The organism is Massilia eburnea, from assembly GCF_009720745.1.
GTDB classification, from domain to species: Bacteria; Pseudomonadota; Gammaproteobacteria; order Burkholderiales; family Burkholderiaceae_D; genus Rugamonas; species Rugamonas eburnea.
Genome location: NZ_WNKX01000023.1, coordinates 1 through 24,372 on the forward strand (window position 1 = coordinate 1; position 24,372 = coordinate 24,372).

The 24,372-nt window shown below is 61.5% G+C and carries 13 protein-coding genes and 1 pseudogene; 5 read left to right on the forward strand and 9 right to left on the reverse strand.

The genetic code is table 11. The features are described from left to right. Window positions 1-228 (reverse strand): annotated as a pseudogene (locus GM658_RS23015) (ABC transporter permease); the annotation flags it as partial. Between the two features lie 9 nt (window positions 229-237). Continuing rightward, window positions 238-1,173, reverse strand: coding sequence for an ABC transporter permease (locus tag GM658_RS23020; protein WP_155456408.1), 936 nt, complete (start codon window positions 1,171-1,173; stop codon window positions 238-240). A 230-nt stretch (window positions 1,174-1,403) separates the two neighbouring features. Between GM658_RS23020 and GM658_RS23025 the strand changes: the two genes are divergently transcribed. Further along, window positions 1,404-4,175 carry a TonB-dependent receptor gene (locus GM658_RS23025; protein WP_229417031.1) on the forward strand — a complete coding sequence of 924 codons (2,772 nt, stop codon included), beginning with the start codon at window positions 1,404-1,406 and terminating at the stop codon, window positions 4,173-4,175. Window positions 4,176-4,863: 688 nt separating this feature from the next. Further along, window positions 4,864-7,659 (forward strand): TonB-dependent receptor plug domain-containing protein, encoded by a 2,796-nt coding sequence (locus GM658_RS23030; protein WP_155456409.1) that lies wholly within the window; start codon window positions 4,864-4,866, stop codon window positions 7,657-7,659. A 274-nt stretch (window positions 7,660-7,933) separates the two neighbouring features. Here the strand turns inward: GM658_RS23030 and aroG are convergent, their stop codons facing one another. The 5 genes from aroG to GM658_RS23055 form a co-directional block, all read right to left on the reverse strand. Continuing rightward, window positions 7,934-8,992, reverse strand: coding sequence for a 3-deoxy-7-phosphoheptulonate synthase AroG (gene aroG, locus GM658_RS23035; protein WP_155456410.1), 1,059 nt, complete (start codon window positions 8,990-8,992; stop codon window positions 7,934-7,936). Window positions 8,993-9,227: 235 nt separating this feature from the next. Next, on the reverse strand, window positions 9,228-9,863 hold the full coding sequence (gene udk / locus GM658_RS23040; protein WP_155456411.1) for a uridine kinase: 636 nt from the start codon (window positions 9,861-9,863) through the stop codon (window positions 9,228-9,230). A 62-nt stretch (window positions 9,864-9,925) separates the two neighbouring features. Continuing rightward, window positions 9,926-11,386, reverse strand: a complete 1,461-nt coding sequence (tldD, locus tag GM658_RS23045; RefSeq protein WP_155456412.1) for a metalloprotease TldD — start codon at window positions 11,384-11,386, stop codon at window positions 9,926-9,928. Window positions 11,387-11,423: 37 nt separating this feature from the next. After that, the gene (locus GM658_RS23050; RefSeq protein WP_155456413.1) at window positions 11,424-12,221 is read right to left on the reverse strand and encodes a carbon-nitrogen hydrolase family protein; all 798 of its coding nucleotides are present in this window, start codon (window positions 12,219-12,221) and stop codon (window positions 11,424-11,426) included. Continuing rightward, window positions 12,218-16,369, reverse strand: coding sequence for a YhdP family protein (locus GM658_RS23055; RefSeq protein WP_308613000.1), 4,152 nt, complete (start codon window positions 16,367-16,369; stop codon window positions 12,218-12,220). Before GM658_RS23055 ends, GM658_RS23050 begins: the two co-directional genes overlap by 4 nt. 101 nt (window positions 16,370-16,470) lie before the next feature. Between GM658_RS23055 and glnE the strand changes: the two genes are divergently transcribed. Together glnE and GM658_RS23065 are read left to right on the forward strand one after the other, a co-directional pair. Next, the gene (gene glnE, locus GM658_RS23060) at window positions 16,471-19,197 is read left to right on the forward strand and encodes a bifunctional [glutamate--ammonia ligase]-adenylyl-L-tyrosine phosphorylase/[glutamate--ammonia-ligase] adenylyltransferase (protein WP_155456414.1); all 2,727 of its coding nucleotides are present in this window, start codon (window positions 16,471-16,473) and stop codon (window positions 19,195-19,197) included. Between the two features lies 1 nt (window position 19,198). Then, complete coding sequence (locus GM658_RS23065; protein WP_170298931.1) at window positions 19,199-19,654, forward strand: cache domain-containing protein; 456 nt, start codon at window positions 19,199-19,201, stop codon at window positions 19,652-19,654. A gap of 5 nt (window positions 19,655-19,659) precedes the next feature. On the opposite strand, the gene GM658_RS23070 is transcribed toward GM658_RS23065, so the two are convergent. Next, window positions 19,660-20,238: a glutathione S-transferase family protein gene (locus tag GM658_RS23070; RefSeq protein WP_155456415.1), complete on the reverse strand. Its 579-nt coding sequence runs from the start codon at window positions 20,236-20,238 to the stop codon at window positions 19,660-19,662. A gap of 90 nt (window positions 20,239-20,328) precedes the next feature. On the opposite strand from GM658_RS23070, the gene GM658_RS23075 reads away from it, so the two are divergent. Beyond that, complete coding sequence (locus GM658_RS23075) at window positions 20,329-21,297, forward strand: helix-turn-helix transcriptional regulator (RefSeq protein ID WP_155456416.1); 969 nt, start codon at window positions 20,329-20,331, stop codon at window positions 21,295-21,297. 144 nt (window positions 21,298-21,441) lie between these two features. Here GM658_RS23075 and GM658_RS23080 read toward each other — a convergent pair whose 3' ends face one another. Next, a complete protein-coding gene (locus tag GM658_RS23080) occupies window positions 21,442-24,243 on the reverse strand; it encodes a TonB-dependent receptor domain-containing protein (protein WP_155456417.1) in 2,802 nt (933 codons plus the stop codon). Window positions 24,244-24,372 lie beyond the last annotated feature (129 nt).

Sequence of the window (24,372 nt, forward strand, 5' to 3'; positions counted from 1 at the left end):
GGCGGCTGGCCCGGCGCCCGGTGCAGCATGTGGCGCAGCGAACGTCGGCGGCGCGTAGTTCGCGGCAACCTCCTCCTCCCAGTCGGCGGCGACCAGGCCGCTGGCCGAAGCGGCGAGCAGCAGCAGGAAAGCTGCCACCACGGCCAGCGCCGCCATGGCGACGCGGTCAGCCCGCAGCCGGCGCCAGGCCAGGGTCCACAGCCCGGCGGAATCATGAATGGCGTGCATGCGCTGTCCTTATTTGAGCTGTACGCGCGGATCGACAGCCTGGTACAGCAGGTCGGTCAGCAAATTGAACACCATGGTGGCGACGGCAACGTAGACGGTAATCGCCTTGATGACCGGGAAATCCGAACGCTCAACCGCCAGGATCACCTCGCGCCCGATGCCCGGGATGCCAAAGAAGCGCTCCAGCAGGAAGGCGCCGATCAGCATCGCCGGCAAATTCGCCATCACATACGTAATGATGGGGATGGCCGCATTGCGCAGCACGTGCACCCACATGATGCGGCGTTCCGGCAAGCCCTTGGCGCGCGCGGTGCGCACATAATCCTGCCCCGCCTCGTCCAGCACGAAGCTGCGGAACAGGCGCAAGGTCGGCGCCAGCGACACCGCCAGGCCGATCAGGATGGGCAGCGCGGCAAAGCGCAGGTTCTCCAGCAAGCCCGTGCCCCAGCCCTGCACCGGGAACCAGCCCGCCTTGTACGCCAGCCAATACTGGAACACGATGATGTAGACCAGGATGGAAATCGACATGCCCACGGTGCAAGCGACCATCACCGCGCGGTCGGTCAGCGAACCGCGCACGAAGGCGACCGCCAGCGCCAGCGCAATGCCCAGCCCTGTTTCCAGCACCGTCAGCGGCAGCAGCACGGTCAGCGAAGGACCCAGGCGGCTGGTGATGATGTCCGACACCGGCTCGCCCGTCGCCCAGCTCTGGCCGAAGTCAAACGTCGCGATCTGCTGCAGGAAAATGCCCAGCTGGACGTACCAGGGCTGGTCCACGCCCAGTTGCCGGCGGATGTTCTCGATGCTGGCCGCGTCGGACATCTTGCCGGCCAGGATATATGCCGGATCGCCGCCAACCCAATTGAAGAGGACGAACACCAGCAGCACCACGCCCAGCATGGTCGGCAGCATTTGCCACAGCCTGCGTACCAAATAAGAAATCATTTCAAATAACTGTTTGTACGTTAATCACTTAGTGAACGTTTCATAAATGAGACGCTTTGTCCAAAAATTGTATCGCCGGCCATTTTTCGTTTGACGCAATATTAGCCCGAATGATCTCATCCTTGCCGGCAGGAATCATAGGGAAATGATTCCTCCAAAGGGAGCATCGTAAGCAGTTGTCAAAAAGCTGTAGCTCGTTCTTTATTCCAAACACTTTGGAGATAGTACTCATGATCGAAAAAATCATGGCCCGTTCCGTGCGCATCGTTTGCGCCGGCGGCATGGCTGCCACCCTGGCGGCTCCGGCATTCGCACAGGAAGCTGCCAATGCACCACTGCAGCGCGTTGAAATCACCGGTTCCAGCATCAAGCGCGCCAGTGCAGAAACCGCGTCCCCGATCCAGGTCATCTCGCGTGACGACCTGGTCAAGTCCGGCAAGTCCACCGTCGCCGAATACCTGCAGACCCTGACCGCCGACGGCGCAGGTTCCCTGCCAACCACCTTCGGCAACGGCTTCGCCGCCGGCTCCACCGCGATCTCGCTGCGCGGCCTGGGCGCGACCTCGACCCTGGTGCTGCTGAATGGCCGCCGCATGGCGCCTTTCGCCCGTGCTGACGACGGCCAGAAGAGCTTCACCGACCTGTCTTCCGTGCCGATGAACATCGTCGAGCGCATCGAAGTGCTGAAGGACGGCGCTTCCTCCCTGTACGGCGCCGACGCGATTGCCGGCGTGGTCAACATCATCCTGCGCAAGGACTTCACCGGCCTGGAATTCAAGGGCGAAACCGGCTGGTCGCGCTACGACGACGCCAAGCAGAACAAGGCTTCCCTGACCTGGGGCACCGGCTCCCTGGATGAAGACAAGTACAACTGGGTGATCAACGCAGAATACAGCCAGAACGACAAGCTGGCCGCCTCCGCCCGCAAGGACCGCGACTGGATCGGCCACGGCGACCTGCGCCCATGGGGCTACCCGCTGGGCACCCAGTTCGCCAACGGCTACATCTCGGGCAGCTCCGCTTCGCCAAGCCCGGCCGGCGCCCTGCGCGATCCGAACACCAAGCAATACGTTGCCCTGCCAGGCTGCGAGCAGTTCTCCAACGTGACCCCGGCCGACCCGAAAGGCGGCTGCCTGTGGTACCAGGACAAGTTCCGCTCCATGCTGCCGGAAGTGGAAGGCATCAACCTGTACACCCGCGGCACCTGGCAGATCAACGACAACCTGCAGGCGTACACCGAACTGGGCTTCTCCGAGCGCAAAGCGTCGTTCACCCTGACCCCAGGCTCGACCTCCAGCACCGTGGTCTTCCCGGGCACCAATGGTGGTCCTAACCAGATCATCAACTACGGCAACGACATCGTGATGGGCGCCAACCATCCACAAAACCCCTACGGCAAGCCAGTGCTGATGCGCTACTCGCTGTGGGACGTGGGCGCCAGCACCCGCACCGCGGAAAACCGTTTCAACCGCTTCGTGGTCGGCCTGAAAGGCAGCAATGCAGGCTGGGATTGGGAAACCGGCTACACCCACTCGCAATCCTCGCTGGACCTGGACTGGACCAATATGCTGAACATGAAGGCACTGAAAGCCGCCCTGGCTAACGGTACCTACCTGATCGGCGCGCAAGCCAGCAAGAACCCGCAGTCCGTGTACGACGCCATTCGTACCACCGCCACTTCGCACTCGACCACCAAGCTCGACATCGTCGACTTCAAGGCGTCGCGCGAACTGTTCGAACTGCCTGGCGGCGCCATGGGCCTGGCCATCGGCGGCGAACACCGTCGTGAAAAGCTGGACAACCCAAGCCTGAGCGGCACCGAAGACGGCACCATCAACTCCTCCTACACCGCCGCTTTCGGCGACAGCAAAGTGTCCGCGATCTACGTGGAAGCCCTGGCTCCAGTGTGGAAAGGCGTTGAAGTCACCGGCGCAATGCGTTACGACAAATACGACCACTTCAACTCCACCACCCCGAAACTGGGCCTGAAGTGGACTCCGGTGAAGTCGTTCGCCCTGCGCGGCACCTACTCGGAAGGCTTCCGTGCCCCGTCCGCAGCGGAAAACAACCCGCTGTCGCAGGCAGTCGGCTCGGCACCTGTGCGTGACCCGATCCGTTGCCCGAACGGCACCCCGGCCGCCGGCGGCGCCACCACCACCGACTGCGCTATCAGCGTGCAGGCGATCAAGATCGGCAACCCGGACCTGCAGCCAGAAAAGTCGAAAGGCTACACCCTGGGCATGGTATGGGATCCAATCCAGGACCTGAGCCTGGCAGTGGATGCCTGGAAGATCAAGCGTTCCAACGAGATCAACCCGGTTTCCTACGCCGAAGCGGCCCTGAGCCCGACCGCTGTGCGCAACAGCGCCCAGAACCTGGTCGATGCCAATGGCAACCCGATCCCGAACACCGGCACCCTGCTGGTCCTGTCGGGTGCGTACCGCAACTCGTCCTACACCCAGGTTTCCGGTGTGGACCTGGACGTGAAGCAGCGCCTGCGCCTGGGCCAGTACGGCCGCGCCACCATCGGCCTGAACTGGACCCACGTCGCCTCCTGGCTGCGCGTGGAATCGGACACCCTGCAGTACCAGTTCGCCGGCACCCACGGCAACTGCGATACCTCGAACTGCGCCGGTACGCCGAAGAACAAGGGCACGCTGACCGCATCCTGGGACATCGACCAGTTCAACCTGGCAACCCAGGTCAATTACCGCTCGAGCATGAAGAACATCAAGTTTGAAGGCGACCTGTGCGCCAGCAAGCTGGCTGATGGCACTCCAGCACCGAACGGTTGCCGTCTGGCTTCCTTCACCACGGTTGACCTGACCGGCCGCTGGAACTTCAGCAAGCAGCTGACCCTGACCGCGTCGGTCTCCAACCTGTTCGACCGTGTTGCTCCGCTGGATCCGCTGACCTACGGCGGCATTTCCTTCAACCCGATGGATGCTTCCGGCGCGATTGGCCGCTACTTCAAGCTGGGCGCAAACTACAAGTTCTTCTGATCTCGTCAGTTGGAAACTTAGAAAAACGGCACCTCTGGTGCCGTTTTTTCATTCCGGCCACCCGCTGTTGTCTACACAAACCAACAGTTTCAAAATATCACAAACGTACCATTCATTAGCGAAGCAATTCCTCTTCATCGTCCATCCATCATGGTACCCACCGCTAAGTTCGCCGAATCCACGCCGATCGTTCAATATCCTGATTTACGTCCGTTTCGGTAGTCTGTAAAAATATGTGACTTAATATTTCTACTCTATTGCCAGAGACCCATTCCTTGCCTGACAGTACCAACACCTGATGCTTGAGTTTGATTTGAACACTGTGATCTTCGGGACCCGCACGGCCTGCTTCAGTCGGCGAAGTTTCTTTTATTTCAATAGTTTCGTTGCAAATACCTCACACTCAGCTGACAGGAGGGCCATCTTTTCGACAATATCATTAATATAATTTTCAGTAAAAGAGCAATTTAACGCGGCGAACTTCGCTCAAAATCGCCCAACCTGCCGACGAATCTGCCCAAATGCTTGGAATTCTTCTACAAGCTTACCATTGACACAATTCGTTACCGGGTGGTTACATACTTGGCTGCGGAAAGCGGGCACCACAAATGCGCTGATTTTCGCAGACGACAATTAATTGCCGACAACGGCAATAAGACAGTTTGCACCTCTTGGGAGTATTAAACTTATGATGAAGGAAACCACCCTGTCGCGCTCGATCCGTGTGATCTGCGCCGGTGGCCTGGCGCTCGGCATGCACGCCGCGATCGCGCAACAGGCAGCTGACCAACAGCCAATCCAACGTGTTGAAATCACCGGTTCTTCGATCAAGCGCATCGCCGCTGAAGCATCGCTGCCAGTGCAGACGTTCACCCAGAAAGACATCCAGCGTACCGGCGTGACTTCGGTCACCGACTTCATCCAGCAACTGCCTGTGATGCAAGGCTTCACCGCTTCGTCCGACTCCGTCGGCGGCGGCGGCGGCGGCCTGACCACTGCTTCCATCCACGGCGTGGGCGAAGCCTACACCCTGGTCCTGGTGAACGGCCGTCGTATCGCTCCGGCGACCTCCGGCACCACCATCGACATCAGCACCATTCCGCTGGCTGCCGTTGACCACATCGAAGTGCTGACCGACGGTGCATCCGCACTGTACGGCGCCGATGCGATCGCCGGCGTGGTGAACTTCATCATGAAGAAGGGCTCGGCCCCTCTGACTATCGACGCCAAATACAGCGACCCGCAGCACCCAGGCGGCAAAGACAAGACTTTCTCGATCTCCAAAGGCTTCGGTGATTTCGACGCGGACGGCTACACCCTGTTCATGTCGTACAGCCACCAGGACTCCGACCGCCTGAAAGCATCCCAGCGCGAATTCGCCAAGACCGGCATCATCAACTTCAACGATCCTAAGACCGGCGCTCCGCTGCAGTTCTTCAACGGTTCGTCCCGCTCGATTCCACCAAACGTCACCGTCGCGTACAAGAATGCCGCCGGCGACAAGAAGTCGGTTTCGGTCAACCCATACCTGAAGCTGAACGGCAAATGCCCTGCAGCCCACGTGGACCTGGGCGACGGCCAGTGCTACTTCGACTACACCAGCTCGGTGGAAATCTCGCCTGAAATCAAGCGCGACGGCTTCTGGGCCTCCGGCAGCCTGAAACTGGGCGAGACCGGTCTGCGCGCATTCTCCGACATGTCTTTCAACAAGTCGGACATCTACGCCACCATCGCTCCGTACCCAGCTGAATTCTCGCTGGCGAAATCCAGCCCGCTGTTCGCCAAATACTTGCAGCCATACCTGACCCAGGAACAGCTGGACGGCATGACCTCGGCTACCGTGAAGTACCGCCTGCAAGACCTGGGCGGCCGCGCTTACGACTACCAGAGCAAGGCAACCAACATCGTCGCCGGCGTTGAAGGCCCTGTAGCAGGCTGGGATATCAACACCGCCCTGACCTACTCGCGCAACAAGCAGCCGCAGAACTACCTGGGCGGCTTCCCTCTGGCCGACAAGTTCAATGCCGCCATGGCATCCGGCCAGCTGGATCCGTTCCCATACGCACTGGGCGAAATGCCTGCAGCCATGCAGGACGTACTGCGCTCGACCCAGTACACCGGCAACTACAACACCACCGACATCAAAGTGTACGGCTGGGACATGCACGGTTCGCGCGAAGTGTTCTCCCTGCCAGCTGGCCCTGCCATGCTGGGTGCGGGTATCGACGTTCGCAAGACCAAGTTCTCGCAGCTGGCCAACCAGGCCGTGGCGCACTCGGAAATCCTGTTCGACGACGACCAGCCTGAATTCGCCTACTCGCGCAAGAGCGGCGGTCTGTTCGGCGAACTGGAAACCCCGATCACCAAGGAATGGTCCGTCACCACGTCGGCACGCTACGACCGCGTGACCAAGCTGAGCGACGACCTGCACGGCGGCGACGTGGGCAAGAACCAGTCCGCTGGCACTTTCAAGATCAGCACCCGCTGGCAGCCAACCAAGACCATGGTATTCCGTGGCGCTTACGGCACCGGCTTCAAAGTCGCTTCCATGACCCAGATCGGCCAGCCACTGGCTGACTTCGGCGTGACCGGCGGCACCTACAACTGCCCACTGAGCGCAGCCAACGGCCTGCAGAACCACCCACTGGCACAGTACTGCGACACCCGCGGCCAGCTGGAAGTGTTCCAGGGCGGTAACCCAGACCTGAAGCCAGAAAAATCGCGCCAGTGGACCCTGGGAGCCGTGTTCGAGCCAACCTCGAACTTCAGCGCCAAGGTTGACCTGTGGTCGGTTGAGATCCGTGATGCGGTGACCAGCGTCAGCGAAGAATTGATCGCTAACGACCCGAACAAGTACATCGACCTGTACACCATCAAGCACAAGGCTTCCACCGGCCTCGACACCCTGGCAATCAAGCTGCTGCCGATCAACATCGGCCGCCAGGAAAACAAGGGCGTGGACTATGACTTCCAATACCGTGAAAAAGTATGGGAAGGCAAGCTGACCGGCCGTCTGGCAGGTACTTATATTTACCACTCGCGTTACACCACCCCGGGTACCGACGACCAGTGGGAAACCAGCCTGAACGAATTCGGTTCGGATAACGCTGTCCAGTTCCGCAACGTGATCGCTGCAAGCCTGACCTACGACATCGGTCGCTTCACCCACAACCTGACGGCTAACTACCGCAACGGTTACAAGGACAAGCACCATGACGTGGACAACTGCGCAGTTGTGACCAACGACGCAAACGGTGACTGCGTGGACGTGCAGCTGGACGTGCCAAGCTACACCACCCTGGATTGGCAGACCTCGTTCCGCGCCATGAAGGGCCTGGAACTGAGCTTCGGCGTGAAGAACCTGACCGACCGCAACCCACCGCTGTCCCTGCGTAACACTGGTTCCCACCAGCTGGGCTACGACCCACGCTACGCAAGCGCCCTGGGCCGCACCTACTACATCGGCGCACAGTACAAGTACTGATTGCTGAAGTAGGAAAATAAAAGACCCGCCTGGAGCAATCCGGCGGGTCTTTTTTATGGGACTGGCACCTCGTGTATAACCGGCGGGTATAACGGGACGGCCATCCGGCTTGGGTCGGATCCTGGTTGACCGGGTTTGTTTTGGATTTGGAGAGATCTCTCAGGTAGCCGATTCACGGGCCACGAAAATGCCAAACCCGGCAAATCTGGGTCTGACCCAAGGGTCAGCCCCCTCCTCCTTCAAGCCGCAGGCCGGAACAGCTTGATCAGTTTTCTTATTCGCCTTTGAGGCGGCGCTGGCGTACTGCATCGGCCAGGTTTTCCAGCACCTGCACGCTGGTCTCCCAATCGATGCAGCCGTCGGTGATCGACTGGCCGTAGGTCAGCTCCTTGCCCGGCACCAGGTCCTGGCGGCCGCCCACCAGGTGCGACTCCACCATCACGCCGACGATGCGCGTATCGCCGCCGGCTATCTGCTGTGCGATGTCGGCGCATACCGGTACTTGGTTCTCCGGCTTCTTCGAAGAATTGGCGTGCGAAGCATCAATCATCAGGCGCGCCGCCAGGCCATAGCCGGAAATCGCCTTGCAGGCTTCCTCCACGCTGGCCGCATCATAGTTCGGCGTCTTGCCGCCGCGCAGGATGATGTGGCAATCCTCATTGCCGTTGGTCGACACGATGGCCGAGTGGCCGCCCTTGGTCACCGACAGGAAGTGGTGCGGCTGCGAAGCGGCCTTGATCGCTTCCACCGCAATCTTGGTATTGCCATCGGTGCCGTTCTTGAAGCCCACCGGGCAGGACAGGCCGGACGCCAGCTCGCGGTGCACCTGCGATTCGGTGGTGCGGGCGCCGATCGCGCCCCAAGAGATCAGGTCGGCGATGTACTGCGGGCTGATCACGTCCAGGAATTCGGTACCGGCCGGCAGGCCCATTTCGTTGATGTCGCGCAGCAGCTCGCGCGCCATGCGCAGGCCGTCGTTGATGCGGAAGCTGTTGTCCATGTAAGGGTCGTTGATCATGCCCTTCCAGCCCACGGTGGTGCGCGGCTTTTCGAAGTAGACGCGCATCACGATTTCCAGGTCACCCTTCAAGCGCTCGCGCACCGGCGCCAGGCGCGCCGCGTATTCCATCGCCGCTTTCGGGTCGTGGATCGAGCATGGACCGATCACCACCATCAATCGGTCATCCTGGCCGTGCAGGATGCGATGCAGGGCGACGCGCGCTGCGGATGCCGTGTTGGAGGCTGCTTCCGTGCATGGAAATTCGCGAATCAGGTGCGACGGTGGCGTCAGCTCCTTCATTTCACGAATGCGCAGGTCGTCGGTACGTTGCATGATGGTTTCTCCTGGACTTAAATAGAATTAAGTAAAAAAAAACCGCCATCTCTGGCGGTTTGTCTTGGTATCTGCTGGGATCTCGTTTTTGCTGCTACGTGAACCGGCCGCTACTCCACCGCCTTTGGGTTGGAATTGCTAAAGTAAAAAAAGCCGGTAAAAAAGTGCAGGTGCATGGTGAGTTCCGTGAATTTCAATTCACTATAACAACAGTTAGCCACTAATGCAAGCGGCTTTAGGCCGTTCCCTTGATCAGGCTCGCCACCTTGGTGGTAATGATGTCCACCGCCGGCCCGTTGGCCCCGTGCGGCAGGATCACGTGCGCATGGCGTTTGGTCGGCTCGATGAACTGCTTGTACATCGGGCGCACAGTCTCCAGGTACTGGTTGATCACGCTCTCGGTACTGCGGCCGCGCTCCGCGATGTCGCGCTGCAAACGGCGGATAAATCGCACGTCAGCCGCCGTATCGACGAAGATCTTCAGCGACATCTGCTTGCGCAGGTCGGCGTCATACAGGGCAAACAAGCCCTCGATCACGATGACCGGCGCCGGCTTGACGGTAATCGTCTTCGTGGTGCGGTTGTCGATGGAAAAGTCGTAGACCGGCATCTCGATCGCTTCGCCCGCGCGCAGCTTCTGCACGTGTTCGATCATCAGCGGCCAGTCGAAGGCTTCCGGATGGTCGTAATTGACCTTGCGCCGCTCGTCCGGCGCCATATGGGTCTGGTCCAGGTAATAGTCGTCCTGCAGGACCACCGACACCACCTCCGCCCCGAAGGAGGACAGCACCTCCCGCGTCACGGTCGATTTGCCGCTGCCGCTGCCGCCTGCGACGCCAATCACGAAGGGTTTGTTGTTCGAATTGCTCATGTGCTGCCCATCCCAGGCGAAAAAAAACCGGGTATTTTACCCGGTCTTTGCGAGGCGCTACCTCAAGCTGTACCGCCGACTGTTACACCATCGAGGCGCAGGGTAGGCTGGCCGACGCCAACCGGCACGCTCTGGCCTTCCTTGCCGCACACGCCGACACCAGGGTCGAGCTTCATGTCGTTGCCGATCATGGTGATGCGGTTCATCACGTCCGGTCCGTTGCCGATCAGGGTTGCGCCCTTGACCGGATAGGTCACCTTGCCGTCTTCGATCATGTACGCCTCGGAAGCCGAGAACACGAATTTGCCGTTGGTGATGTCGACCTGTCCGCCGCCGAAATTGACCGCGTAAATGCCGTTCTTCACCGACGCCAGGATCTCCTCAGGATCCTTGTCGCCGCCCAGCATATACGTGTTGGTCATGCGCGGCATCGGCAGGTGCGCAAACGATTCGCGGCGTGCATTGCCGGTCACGTTCATCTTCATCAGGCGCGCATTCATGGTGTCCTGGATATAGCCCTTCAGCACGCCATCTTCGATCAGGGTGGTGCACTGGGTCGGGTTGCCCTCGTCATCGATGTTCAGCGAGCCGCGGCGGTTGGCCAGCGTACCGTCGTCGACCACGGTAACGCCCTTGGCCGCCACGCGCTCGCCGATGCGGCCCGAGAAGGTGGACGAACCCTTGCGGTTGAAGTCGCCTTCCAGGCCGTGGCCGATTGCTTCGTGCAGCAGGATGCCCGGCCAGCCAGGGCCCAGCACCACGGTCATCGGGCCTGCAGGCGCAGGGCGCGAGTCGAGGTTGACCAGCGCCGACTTGACCGCATCGGTCGCGTACTGGTCCAGCAGCGCATCGGTGAAGTAGCCGTACTCATAGCGCCCGCCGCCACCGGAGGAACCGACTTCGCGGCGGCCATTCTGCTCCACGATCACGGTCACGGAGACACGCACCAGCGGGCGGATATCGGCCGCCAGCACGCCGTCGCTGCGCACTACCAGCACCACGTCGTATTCGCCGGCCAGGCCAGCCATCACCTGCACCACGCGCGGATCCTTGGCGCGCGCCATCTTTTCCACGCGTTCCAGCAGCTTGACCTTGGAAGCGGCGTCCAGCGATACCAGCGGGTCGTTCGGCATGTACAGCGAACGGCCGCCGACGGGCGTCATCTTGCCGGCCACCTTGACCTTGCCGGCGCCCGCCCGCGCGATGGTGCGCGTCGCCGCGGCGGCATCCAGCAGGGCCGCTTCGGAAATCTCGTCGGAATAGGAAAAGGCGGTCTTGTCGCCCGACACGGCGCGTACGCCGACGCCCTGGTCGATCGAGAAGGAACCGGTCTTGACGATGCCTTCTTCCAGGCTCCAGCCCTCGTTCTTGGTGAACTGGAAGTACAGGTCGGCGTAGTCGACCTTGTGGGTGAACATGCTGCCCAGTGCTTTCAGCAGCTTGCCTTCGTCCAGGCCGAACGGCGTCAGCAGGATATCTTTCGCTGCGGCCATGGCGGACAGATTGGGGTCGAATGGTTTCATATCGGAATCTTATTTTTGGTGGTACTTAAGCCGGATTTTAGAGGATTCGGTGCTTCAGTGCTGGCAGGCTTTCACGCACGCCGTGCACAAAGGCCGGATCCAGCTCGCCTGTGATGACGCCCTCGCCTTCCGCCAGCACAGCCTTGATCTCGCCCCACGGGTCGACCAGCATGGAATGGCCCCAGGTACGGCGGCCATTGACGTGGGTCCCGCCCTGCGCTGCCGCCAGCACGTAGCACTGGTTTTCAATGGCGCGTGCGCGCAGCAGGATTTCCCAGTGCGCCTTGCCGGTAGTGTAGGTAAAGGCTGCCGGGACCACGATCAGGTCCAGCGGGCCCATGGCGCGGTACAGCTCAGGGAAGCGCAAGTCGTAGCAGACCGACATGCCAACCTTGCCCACCGCCGTCTCAACCGTACCCACGGTCTTGCCCGGCACAATGGTGCGCGCCTCATCGTAGGACTCGGTGCCCTTGGTAAAGCCGAACAGGTGGATCTTGTCGTAACGGCCAACATGCTTGCCTTGCGGATCGTAGACCAGCGTGGTATTGATGACACGTTCAGGATCGTCGGAAGCGAGCGGCAGTGTGCCGCCCAGCAGCCAGATGCCATGCTCACGCGCCATGGCCGACATGAAGTCCTGGATCGGTCCCTTGCCCAGCGGCTCGGCCTTGGCCACCTTGTCGCTGTCGCTCATGCCCATGATGGCCCAGTATTCCGGCAGCAGCACCAGCTTGGCGCCCTGCCCGGCGGCTTCGCCGATCAGGCGCGTGGCGGTGGCGATATTCTCTCCCACGACGGGGGTGGAAACCATCTGGATTGCAGCGACTTTCGTCATGGTGCCGGCTCCTTTGCATTCTCTATCTTGGTGATGACCGGCGCTTTCCATGGCCCCGTCACCTGCATCTGGTAGGTCAGCGCTTTCATGACTGGCGCGCTGAGGAAGAGCTGCGCCAGGTAGCTGCCGAGGCCGATCACCGGGTTGACTGCCAGCGCATACACCAGCGGCGCCGTACCCAGGTTGACCTGCGGGATCACCACCACGCGCAGATTGGTCGATTCGTTGACGATATCGGCCGTGCCATCCATCAGCACCGTGGCCTGCACGCCATGCATTTTCAGGTTGTCGGTCTTGACGATGCCGTGGTTGATGGTGGCGTTGGCCGTGATACCGTCAAATTGCAAGCCTTCCGAGAACACATCGTTGAAATCGAGCTTGAGCAGGCGCGGCAGCGCTTGCAGGCTCAGCACGCCAAGCAGCTTGGCCGCGCCCGGATCCTGCTTGAGGAACTGGCCCTTTTCCACATTCAGCGCCAGTGTGCCGGACAGGCTCGGCAAGTCCATATGGTAAGGTAAGCCCTTCCAGGCAATATCGCCGCTCAGCTTGCCCTTGCCGTTGCGCAGCGTGTCGGCAAAGCCAAAGCGCTCCAGCAGCTTGCCGGCGTTGTTGATGTCCATATTGAAGTTCAGCGAAGTATTGTGCTGCCCATCCTTGGTTTGCCAGCGGCCGGTGCCGCTCAACTCGCCGTCCGCATTGATCAGCGAGAGCTTGCTGATGCGCCATTCACGCGCCGAAGTGATCAGCGCATTGTAGGCATGCAGCTCCAGCTGGCCCAGCGGGCGGTTGAACCACTCGAGGCGCTGCACTTCGATGTCCAGCGCCGGAATGGTGGGCGCGTTGGTCGAGCTTTCCAGCAGGTCCTTCACCGCCGCAGCCTGCGACTCAGGAACGACCAGCGACGACAGGCGCGCCGTCACCTTGCCGACGCCTTTACCGGTTGGCGATTCATTCCATGTCACGTAGCCCACCACCTGCTGCGAATCGATGCTGGCTTGCCATACGCCCTTGCTGTGCGTGGTGCCGACCACCACGTTATCGAGCTTGCGTTCGCCGACGATCAGTTCCGCCGTGTGCGCGGCCATGGTTTCCGGAACCACGAACTGCGAGGCGTCGAAGCCTTCCGCATCGCCCTGCGCCGCCGGCTTGCTGTCACTGCCCGCGATCTCGGTGGCCAGGTCGATCCAGTCATCCACGTTGAGCGACTTCAGGTTGACGTTGATCATCAAGCCGCTGTCCGGTTCCGGCGCCGGCACATTGACGCCGATACCGCCGTTCACCAGCTTCCACGGGCCTTTGTTCACGCGCTGGCGGTGGTAGCGTGCGGCATAGCTGTTGCCCAGCGTGACACGGATATCGTCGCGCGCCACGCCCTGCTCGTTGGCGCTGCCGCCATTCATCTGGAAGCGCAAAGGCATCGCTTCGGACGCGGACTTCTTCAGCGGCGCCGGGAAGTCGAAGCTGGCGCCCTGCATGCTCGAATCGACCGCCACCTCAAACTTGTGTTCGCGCGCCGTGATCAAGCCGCTATATTTTGTTCCGCCGCCCAGGTGTGCCGCCACCCGCTGCATGGCCGCGGTGGGATACTGCTTGCGCAGGCCGTCGACGGTCATATTGCCGCCGATGCGCACCTGGATGCTGCCATCCTTCTGGCTGCCTCCGGTCACCGACAGCGGGCCGCCCAGCAAGGTGCCGGCCAGGTTGTTCAGGTTGACGCCTTTTTCGTTGAACTCGATCTTGCCCGTCGTGCCCGACACGTTCGGCATGTCGTGCCACAGCACGATCTCGTTGCCCTGCAAGGCCAGGCTGCCCTGCACCTTCGATTCAATCAACTGCGCCAGCGGCAGCTGCAGCTTCAGCGCCAGCCTGGCATTGCCGGTGGCCGTGGTTTCGTCGGTGAAGTGGCCGATCCACTCCAGCACCGGGCTCACCGCCACGTATTTGAGGAAGTCCTGCATGGCGCCGGCGGCGTTGCCATCGATTTCCAGCATGCTGTTATGCACGGTCAGGTCGGGGATCACCGCCTTGACATTGCTCAAGCCCACACCAAGCGTACTTGCGGTATCGGCCTTGATCTCCATCCGCGCGCGGTCGAACACGATGCTGCCGCGGATCTTTTCAGCCTGCGGCCACAGAGGCGACTTGCCATCTTTGCCGAAGTTCCCCGGGCTGTAATTGAGCTTGCCGTCCAGGATGCGGCCCGCCACGCGGAACTCGCCTTTGGACTTGTCCGGCGAACCTTCCTTGAACGGGAAGTGCGACAGGTCGCCGCGCAGGCGCAGCGTGGTGTCGTTCAGCGTCCCCTCTTCCAGCGCGCCTGTAAGCCACTGGCGCAAATGCTCCGGGGTCTGCTTCGGCAGGTAGCTGCCGATGCGGTTGATGGTGAAGTTGGTGATACTGCCGTTCAGGTCCGACTGGCCAAACCCTTTGGCGCCGGGGCCGCGCGGCATCACATGGCTACCGGCCAGCTTGAGCTGCATGCCGTGCTGCACCAGGTCCAGCTGGTCCAGCTTTACCGCCAGCCATTTCGGCTCCGCCAGCGACCAGCTGCCATTCAGCTTGAGCTGCTCGAACGCCATTCTCTCGTCGTCATCGAACCAGGCGGGCATGGACAGGGTAAAGTCTGGCGCGTCAATGGCCACGCTGCCGCCCTGTTCACCCGCTTCCACGTGCCCGCTCAGGTTCTCGAAGCCGGGAATGTTCGGCAAGGCCGGCATCGGCAAAGCCTTGGCCGAGCGCGGCACAGCGGGACGCGCGGCCAGCGCTTCCATGCCCAGCCCTGCCAGGTCGGCCTTCAGTTTGTAGTCTTTGGCGGCAGACAAGGGCCCGCGCCACTCGGCGACCAGATTGCTGACGCGGCCGCGCGGCGCTGCTTCCGCCAGCAGGTCGCGCTGCACCTGCGGCAACGGCAGCCGCGTCGCCAATTCGGACAGGATCTTCAAATCCAGCGCGGCGGCTTTGACTTCGGTCCAGGCAGGCTGGTTGGTGGCGGCCACATGGCGCGCTGACGCGGTAGTGGGTGCCAGTTCAACGCCGTCACGCGTGCGCAGCGAAACATCCTTCAGTTCCAGCGTGCGGGTGATGGCCGGGGGCATGCCGGGCGTGGCCACCAGCGTGGCCGAGCGCTCTTCGCCCGCCGAGACGCGCCCGTGCAGGGCTGCCACGTCCAGCTGGGGCAAATCGCTGCCAAGGGTCGCCACCACATTGGCCAGCGCCACGTCGGCCGTGATGGCGGATGGTTGGGCATGGTCGATACTGAGCCAGGCGCGCATGCCGCCGCTGGCCGACTTCACGTCGATCTTGCCCGGCAGGTAAGGCTTCCACGCCGCCAGGTCGGCCCGGCGCAATTCAGCGTACACCTCGCCCTTCCATTGCTTGATGTCGGAAATCCGGCTGAAAGCCTGGTGGCTGAAATCGGCGCGCACGTCGATTGGCGCAGCCAGGGCGGCTGGCGGCGTGGCTTTGAAGGCGAACTGGTGGCGCCGCCACTTGTTCAGCATCAGGGCCGTAACATTGTCCAGTTGCAGCGGTGGGCTGCCGCGCTGCAGGTCGGTCCACGTGATACGGCCTTCGCGCACGACGACCTCGCGCTGGGACAGCAGCCAGTCGGCGCTCTTCCCATCGCCCTTTTTCTCGAGGTCGATGAAGATGCCGGCGGCGTACAGCTTGCCGTCCACATCGCGCCGCACGTCGATTTCGGGCCGGTTGAATTCCAGGGATTCGAAGCGCAGCCCGCCGGCCGGGACGCTCCACCACGACAGCGTGGCCGACACGTTCGGCAAATGCAGCGCCTGCTGGCCGCGCGCGTCGCGCATTACCACGTCACCGAGGATCAGCTGCGGGCGCAGCCCCTTCCAGGAAGCGTAAATACGGTCGATGGCCACCGGCTGGCCGACCGCGCGCGTGGCCAGGCTTTCGATGTCATGTTTGTAATGGTCGATATTCGGCAGGACCACCCAGCGCAGGGCCAGAAACAGGATGGTGAAGGCAAAATACAGCAGCAGCACCAGCTTGATAGTGAAGCCAAGGATGTGGTGGGTGGCGAGGTTCCAGAAGCGATAGGCCGCCTGCAGGCGATGCCAACGCTCTTTGAGCGGGGCCTCGACTGCCTCGATCTGCTCTACCAGGTTGTCCTTCAATACGCTCAAGCCGGGCCCTTATCAATACAGCATTTTACCGCACCGTCCCCTCAAACTATGTTCCAATAGGCACGGTTTTGAATGGTTTTTACACTCTATAACACCTGTCAATGAGCACTTCTGCCCTCGTTTCCGCATCCCGCTTCTACCAGCGCTGGCTGGCCGCCGATCCATCCCGACAGACCAAAATTGATGCCCTAGCGCAATTATCGCTTGCCTCGCTCAATTTTGCTGATGTTTTGGCAAGCGAACAGGGAGAACTCCCGCTGGCGCGCGGCATGCGCCGCCTGCGCAACCTGGTGCTGGCGACCCTGATCCGGCGCGACCTGGAGGGCAAGGCCGACCTGGATGAAGTGGTGACCACGATGACGCGGCTGGCCGATTTCGTGATCCAGACCCACCTGGCGGACCTGGACGCCGCCATGCGCCTGGCGCACGGCGTGCCGATCGGCGCCGATTCGGGCGTGGAGCAGCAATTGATGGTGCTGTCGATGGGCAAAGGCGGCGGCGGCGAGCTGAATGTATCGTCCGATATCGACCTGATCTTCGTCTACCCGGAAGATGGCGAAACGGCGGCTGGTCCCGGCCAGCGCCAGCTCTCCAACCACGAATATTTTGTACGCCTTGGCAAGCAGCTGATTGCCGCCATTGCCGAAATTACCGAGGACGGCTTCACCTTCCGCGTCGACATGGCGCTGCGCCCGAACGGCGCTTCCGGCCCGCTGGCCGCCAGCCTGGGCATGGTGGAGAACTACCTGATCGTGCAAGGCCGCGAATGGGAACGCTACGCCTGGGTCAAGGCGCGCGCCGTCACCGGCCGCGCCGAAGACATCGCAGCGCTGGACGCCATCGTGCGCCCCTTCTGCTTCCGCCGCTACCTCGACTTCGGGGTGATCGACGCGATCCGTTCCATGCACGCCCAGATCCGCGCCGAAGTGGCGCGCCAGGAACGCCTGCACCCCGAGCGCAGCCACAACGTCAAGCTGGGACGCGGCGGCATCCGCGAAATCGAATTCCTGGCCCAGGTCTTCCAGCTGATCCGCGGCGGCCGCGACCCGCAGCTGCGCGGCCGCTCCACGCGCGGCACCCTGCTGCTGTTGCCTGAAAAAGGCCTGCTGGGCGCCGACGTGGTGGCGCGCCTGATGGATGCCTACACCTTCCTGCGCAATCTCGAACACCGCCTGCAATACATCGACGACGCCCAGACCCACACCCTGCCGCCGAAAGACGAAGACCGCCTGGCCGTAGCGCACATGATGGGCCTGCCCGACGTCGCCACCCTGCTGGCCGACATGGATGCGCACCGCCAATACGTCGCCGAACAGTTCGACGCCATCTTCGCCGACAAGAGTGGTGGCGGAGGTGACGAAGTCGATCCCGCCACCAGCAATGAATGCGCCGATCCCGACAACCGCGAAGCCATCGAAGCGCGCTTCGCCAGCCTCGGTTACGAAGACCCGGCCGCCGCCGCCCAGCGCCTGATCGCCACCTGGCAAGCGCCCAAGCTGGCCAGCCTGCCCGACGCCAGCCGCCAGCGCCTGGTGGCCCTGGTCAACGCCGCCCTGCCCCAGATTGCCCGCGCCGCCGAACGCAACAGCGCCGGCACCAAGCTCGGCACGCTGGGCCGCCTGCTCGACTTTCTGGAAGCGATCTCGCGCCGCTCCTCCTACCTGTCGCTGCTGACCGAATACCCGCACACGCTGGAGCGCGTGATCACCATGATGCACGCCAGCGGCTGGGCCGCCAAATTCCTGACCCAGCACCCGATCCTGCTTGACGAACTGCTGGACGACCGCATCCTCAGCGCCGTGTTCGACCCGGCCGCCGCCGCAGCCGAACTGGAACGCCAGCTGGCCACCGCGCCGGACGACACCGAACGCCAGCTCGACATCCTGCGCGAAGTGCACCACGCCCAGTTGTTCCACCTGCTGGCGCAAGACCTGGCCGGTTCGCTGACGGTGGAAAAACTGGCCGACCATTTGAGCGCGCTGGCCGACGTGATCGTCGCCGCTGTCATCAAGGCTGCCTGGCAGACCGTGGCCAAGCGCCATGTGGAAGTACCGAAGTTTGCCGTAATCGCCTACGGCAAGCTGGGCGGCAAGGAACTGGGCTACGTCTCCGACCTCGACGTCATCTTCCTGTTCGACGATGAAGACCAGGACGCACCCGGCCTGTATGCCAAGCTGGCGCAGCGTTTCATCACCTGGATGACCTCGCACACCTCGGCCGGCATCCTGTTCGACATTGACATTGCGCTGCGGCCGGACGGGGCCAGCGGCATGCTGGTCTCCAGCGTCGGCTCGTTTGAAAAATACCAGCACACCTCCGCCTGGCTGTGGGAACACCAGGCGCTGACACGCGCCCGTTTCTGCGCCGGCGACGCCGCGATTGGCCAACGCTTCGAACAAATCCGCTGCCAGGTGCTGCGCAAGGAACGCCCCGACGCGGCCGCGCTGAAGCAGGAAGTGCTGGCCATGCGGCAAAAGATGCGCGACGCACGCCCGAACCGCAGCGAGCTATTCGACCTCAAGCAGGATGAAGGCGGCATGATCGACATCGAATTCATCGTGCAATATCTGGTGCTCCAGCACGCTTCGCGATACCCTGAGCTGACCGGCAATATCGGCAACATTGCCTTGCTGCATTTAGCCGGTAAGCTTGGCCTGGTGAACGCGGAGCTTGCCGCTGCGGTGGCCGATGCCTACCGCGATATGCGCAAATGGCAACACCAATTGCGCCTGCAAGGCCTGGAGCAGGCACGCCTCGAACCGGCCAAGGTGGCCGCCCTGGCCGCCAAGGTAAAACAATTATGGCAAACCATCTTTGAAGGAGAGTGAGATGAAAGGATTCCTGGCAAGCGTTGCAATGGGTTTCAGCCTGCTGTCCATGCCGGCCTGGGCCGCCGACAAAGGCAGCGCCGACGAGGCAGTAGCGATGGTGAAAAAAGCCGCGGCCATGATCAAGGCCGAGGGCAAGGAGAAAGCATTTGCCGCTTTCGCCGATGCCGGCAACAAGGATTTCCACGACCGCGACCTGTACGTATTCGTATATGACTTGAACGGCGTCAATCTCGCGCACGGCAACAATCCCAAGATGGTCGGCAAGAACCTGCTCGAACTGAAGGACCAGGAAGGCAAGCCACTGATCCGCCAGATGGTCGACGTCGCCAAGACCAAGGGCAAGGGCTGGGTCGATTACAAATGGCCGAACCCGGTCACCAAGGCCATCGAAGCCAAGTCCAGCTACGTCGAAAAGGTGGACGACATGCTGGTCGGTTCCGGCATCTACAAATAATCCTTTTATGCAGCTAGCGGCAGTGCATCGGCGCTGAGGTGGCCTCGGAAGCGGCCGCTGCTCACGGCGGGGCGCTGCGTTTCGATCGCGTCGGCAAAGAAAACGGCGGGGTCGCCTTGCAGGGTGCGCACATGCCGTTCGAGGTGGGGGAATGGCGCGAGCTGCAGCCCTGCCTGCGCCACGGCCCAGCGGATGATGGCCACCAGGCTTGCGTCGGCTACCGTGCGCTTGCGCCCATCCAGCCATTCGCTTTCCGCCAGCAACTTGTCGAGGCGGGCGCAAGCGAGCACCATGCGCGCTTCGCCGGACTGGAATTCCTCGTGCAGGTAGTCGAGCAGCTTTTCCAGCTGTTCCGCTTCGGCCGTACCGGCGCGATAGCCGAGCAAGTGGCGGCGGCGGGTAGCGAGGTAGCGCAGGATCACGCGGCAGTCCTGCAGTAATTTGCCGCCAACTTGCAGCATCGGCCCTGACTGGGCGGTGAATTCCTGACGCAGCAGGCGGTATGGCCGGCACAGCCATTCCAGGGCGACGATCGTACCGAAGGCGCAGCCTTGGGGGGCGCCGTGATGCAGGATGGGTTCCATGTTTGCCTCTTCTTATTGGTTGGGAGAATGAAGGCATTGTGCGGCCTAAATAGGACACTATTAGCCCTGTTTTAGTGCGAAAATGTCCAGATGTCAAAACCTGCCATCAAAGCCCTGACCATCCTCGAAATGCTGCAAAGCCAGCGCCAGATCTCCGGCGCGGACATGGCCGAGCGCATCGGCGTCGACCGCCGCACCTTGCGGCGCTATATCGCCATGCTGGAAGAGTTGGGCATTCCAATTGCCGCCGAACGCGGGCGCCATGGCGGCTATATGCTGGTGCCCGGTTTCAAGCTGCCCCCGCTGATGTTTACCAATGAGGAAGCGTCGGCCGTTGCACTGGGCCTGCTTGCCGTGCGCTCGCTGCAGCTGGCCGATACCGCCCCCGCGGTGGCCAGCGCCCAGGCCAAGCTGGAACGCGTGATGCCGCCGGCGCTGCAAGCGAGTACGCAGGCCCTGCGCGAAACGGCGACGCTGGAAACGCCTGGCCAGCGCTGGACCATGTCGCAAGCGGCGCGCCCTTCACTCACCGGGGAGCTGACTGCGCTGGCCCTTGCGGCCCAATGCCAGCACCGCGTGCTGTTCCGCTACACGCCGCAGGATGGCACGCCGATGCAGCGCTCCTTCGATCCTTACGGCCTGGTGTTCAGCCACACCCGCTGGTATGCGGTGGGCATGTGCCGCCTGCGCATGGCAATCCGTTCTTTCCGCCTGGACCGCATTGCCAATGTGGTGGAAACGGGAGAGGTATTCGATAAGCCCGACAGTTTTGATGCAGCGGCCCAGCTGCAGCATGCGATGGCCACCCTGCCCCGTCCCTTGCCGGTGCAGGTGCTGCTGCATACCGACCGTGCCAGCGCCGAGCGCGAAGTCGGTAAATATATCGGTCCGCTGGCCGAGGCCGAAGACGGCGTGCGCCTGGCCACCAGCACCACCAGCTATACCTGGTTCGCGCGCATGCTGGCCTCTTTGAATTTCGATTTCACCATCGAAGGCCCGGAAGAATTGCGCGCCGCCGTGCGCCTGGAAGCGCAGCGGCTGGCGCGCCTGGCCAGCTGAATTACTCGGCTTTGCCGATGTGCTTGCCGAGGGCTAGCGCAGCCAGGCCGCCCGTGATTAATCGTTGCAACATGATTTCAGTCTTTCTTGAATAAAAAAATCCCCGCTCGAAAGCGGGGATTCATCAGGCTAGCTTCTGCCAGCTTAGAACTTGTGTTCCAGCGATACGCGCAGAGTACGGCCGCGCAGAGGCGGGTTGCCGGCACGCATGTCAACCACCGGCTGGCGGTTGAACAGGTTGTCCACGTTGGCATAGAACGTGGTGTTCGTCCACAGGGTGTAAGAACCGTTGACATTAACCAGCACATCGCGCTTGAGACGGCAGTAATCAGCCGGGATCTCACGTGCCTCGCAACCTTCCGGCGAATTGTTATCGTCGTACTTGTTGGTGATCAGCTTGGTGCCAGGCAGGTAGGTCACGGTTGCGCCAGCATGCCATGGGCCCTGGGTCCACTGAGTGGAAGCGCGCACGTTATAGCGGTAGTTGGCATAATTGCCGGCCAGGTTCTCGCTATAAGTATCTTCCACCGTATCCCAGCCGCGGTAGTCCAGCTGATAGTTGGCGCGCAGGGTGTTGCTGATCTTGCCGTAAGAACCGAGATTGATGCGGTTGTTCAATTCAAAGTCCAGGCCGGCAACTTTGGTGCGGTTCAGGTTCATGTACGACTGTGCAATCGAAGAAATCGGGCCGGTGGTCTGCACGATATTCTTGCCAGACAGTTCAAACACGCGCTGCGACATGTTCAGGTCGTCCTGGGTAACCGGGAGGCGACCGACCGAACCTGGATTCTTGTCTTCGAGTGCCAGAATCTGATCCACAGGCAAGTTGCCGATTTCGTCGCGGCGCACGATGTGGTAGTAGTCCAGGCTCATCGACAGATCCTGAGTAGGCTGCCATACGATGCCTGCATTGAAGGTGCGCGACTTTTCTGGCTTGAGGTCCGGGTTGCCAGTGATGTTGACGGCAGCGCTTTCCGAGCAACCTGCATCGCGGGCACGGGTCGCGTCGGCGACGTCAACGGCATTGCCCTTCTTCAGCTCGTTATACAGCTGGGTCGCAATAGCGCAACGCTTCGGATCCTGAATCCCATTCTGGAAGGCGGACAGCTGCACATTGCCAGTTTCGGCATTGTTCGGAGCGCGGAAACCTTCCGAGGCGGTTGCACGCACCATCAGGGTTGGATGTACCTTGTAGAGAATGCTGAACTTCGGCACGAAGTTCGCATCGGTCTTGCCGACTTTGTCAAAACGCACTGCACCGCTCAGTTCGAGGTCCTTGATGACTGGCGCAGCCAATTCGGCGTAGGCGGCATAAATATTGCGCGAACCGGTTACGTTGATCGAGCCATAGCCGACGATTTCCGCCTTGGCGATATTGTCGGTTACCCAGGATTCGAAGCTGTCTCGGCGGTACTCACCACCGACTGCCAATGACATGGCGCCGCCCGGCAATTGCATCAGCTCGTGGCTGGCGCGGAAGTCGACGAAGCTCTGCTTGGATTCGCCGAGGAAACCGAAGTACGGGAACATCTTCAGCAGCAGGGCCGGATCATTCTTCTGGCCGAACTTGTAGTCGCCGCTCAGGACCGCATCGAGGTAACCCGCTGCGCTCTTGCTGCCGCGCTGGTTGGTGTCGGAACGGCTGGCCATGGTGCCGATGGCAGTATTCCAGTCCCAACCCATGCTGTTGCCTTCCAGGCCGGCCATGACACGGTACTGCCTGGCGTGCGCCTTCGACTTGTACATTTCCATATCGTCAGCGTAGCGGTAGCGTAGCTGGACCGGGAAGCTGTACGGGTTGTACGGATGGCCCACCGGAAGCATTGGCTCGGTAAAGCTTTCCTGACGCTGCGCGCCGGCGTTATACCAGGTGATCGGGGTCCCGGTGTACTGCATGATTGCCGGCGCATTGTAGAAGGTGGTCTTGGTGTCCGACAGGGTGACTTCGGCGAAGGCAGTCGTGTCGTTGTTGATCTTCAGGCGGCCGGAAGTCATGAAGTTGGCACGGTCAGCTGCGGCGTGGATACCAACGCGGGCCCACTGGTCGAAGCGGCACAGGCCGCCTTCCAGGTTTTCCGGTGCGCAACCAGGTGCGGGGGTCGAGAACGATTTGCCAGCCAGCGTTGGGTCAGCATAGTTCTTCGGATAGCGGCCGAAGTAGTTGCCCGGGGTCGAATAGGTCGAACGCACGCCGAAGGTCGGGCTCACGTACGTGGTGTACCATTCCGGCACTTGCGGCACGATGGAGCGGTCGTCGTATGGATTGCGGTGGTACAGCTCCAGGTGAGCAAACGCATTCCAGCCGTCGGCGTTGAAGTCGCCGACGCCGCCGGTGATGGATGCGGTCTGGTCGCGGTTCAGTTGATGCTTGGCCAGCGACTGGCGCGCGCCCGCGCGCAGGGTCACGCCGTTGAATTCTTTTTTCGTAATAATGTTGACCACGCCTGCGACAGCATCGGAACCGTAAATGGCCGATGCGCCGTCCAGCAGGATTTCTACGTGGTCGATCACGTCCGCAGGGATCGAGTCAATGTTGACGAAGGTTTCCTGACCACCGTCCGCGGTACCAAAGTTGGAGACGCGACGGAAGTTCAGCAGCACCAGGGTCGAGTTCTTGCCCAGGTTGCGCAGTGCCAGGCCGGTGGCGCCGGACGCGAAGGAGTTGCCGCTGCCCAGGTCGGTCAGCGCGCCAGTGTTCGAAGTCAGGGTATCGACCACATCCTTGACGGTGGAAGCGCCGATCGCTTTGATTTCATCGCGGCCCAGAACCTGCACTGGCGAGGCCGTCTGCTCGTCGATGCCACGCTTGATGTTGGAACCGGTAACGAGCACCTTCTGGACGACTTGCTGAGGAGCTGCGTCAGTTTGCGCAAATACTACCGATGGTGCGGTCAAGGCCAGCGCAACGGCGATAACGCTGCGCTTTAATACGAATTGCTTGTTCAACAGGTTCTCCCTTTTTTGGTTTAGTTACGCCATCCTTTTGGAACGGCTGGGAGGAGTCTGTCACGGGTTGTTAATATTTGTAAAAGATATTGTTTATATTAATAGAAAGATTGCATTAGTTCGTTGTGA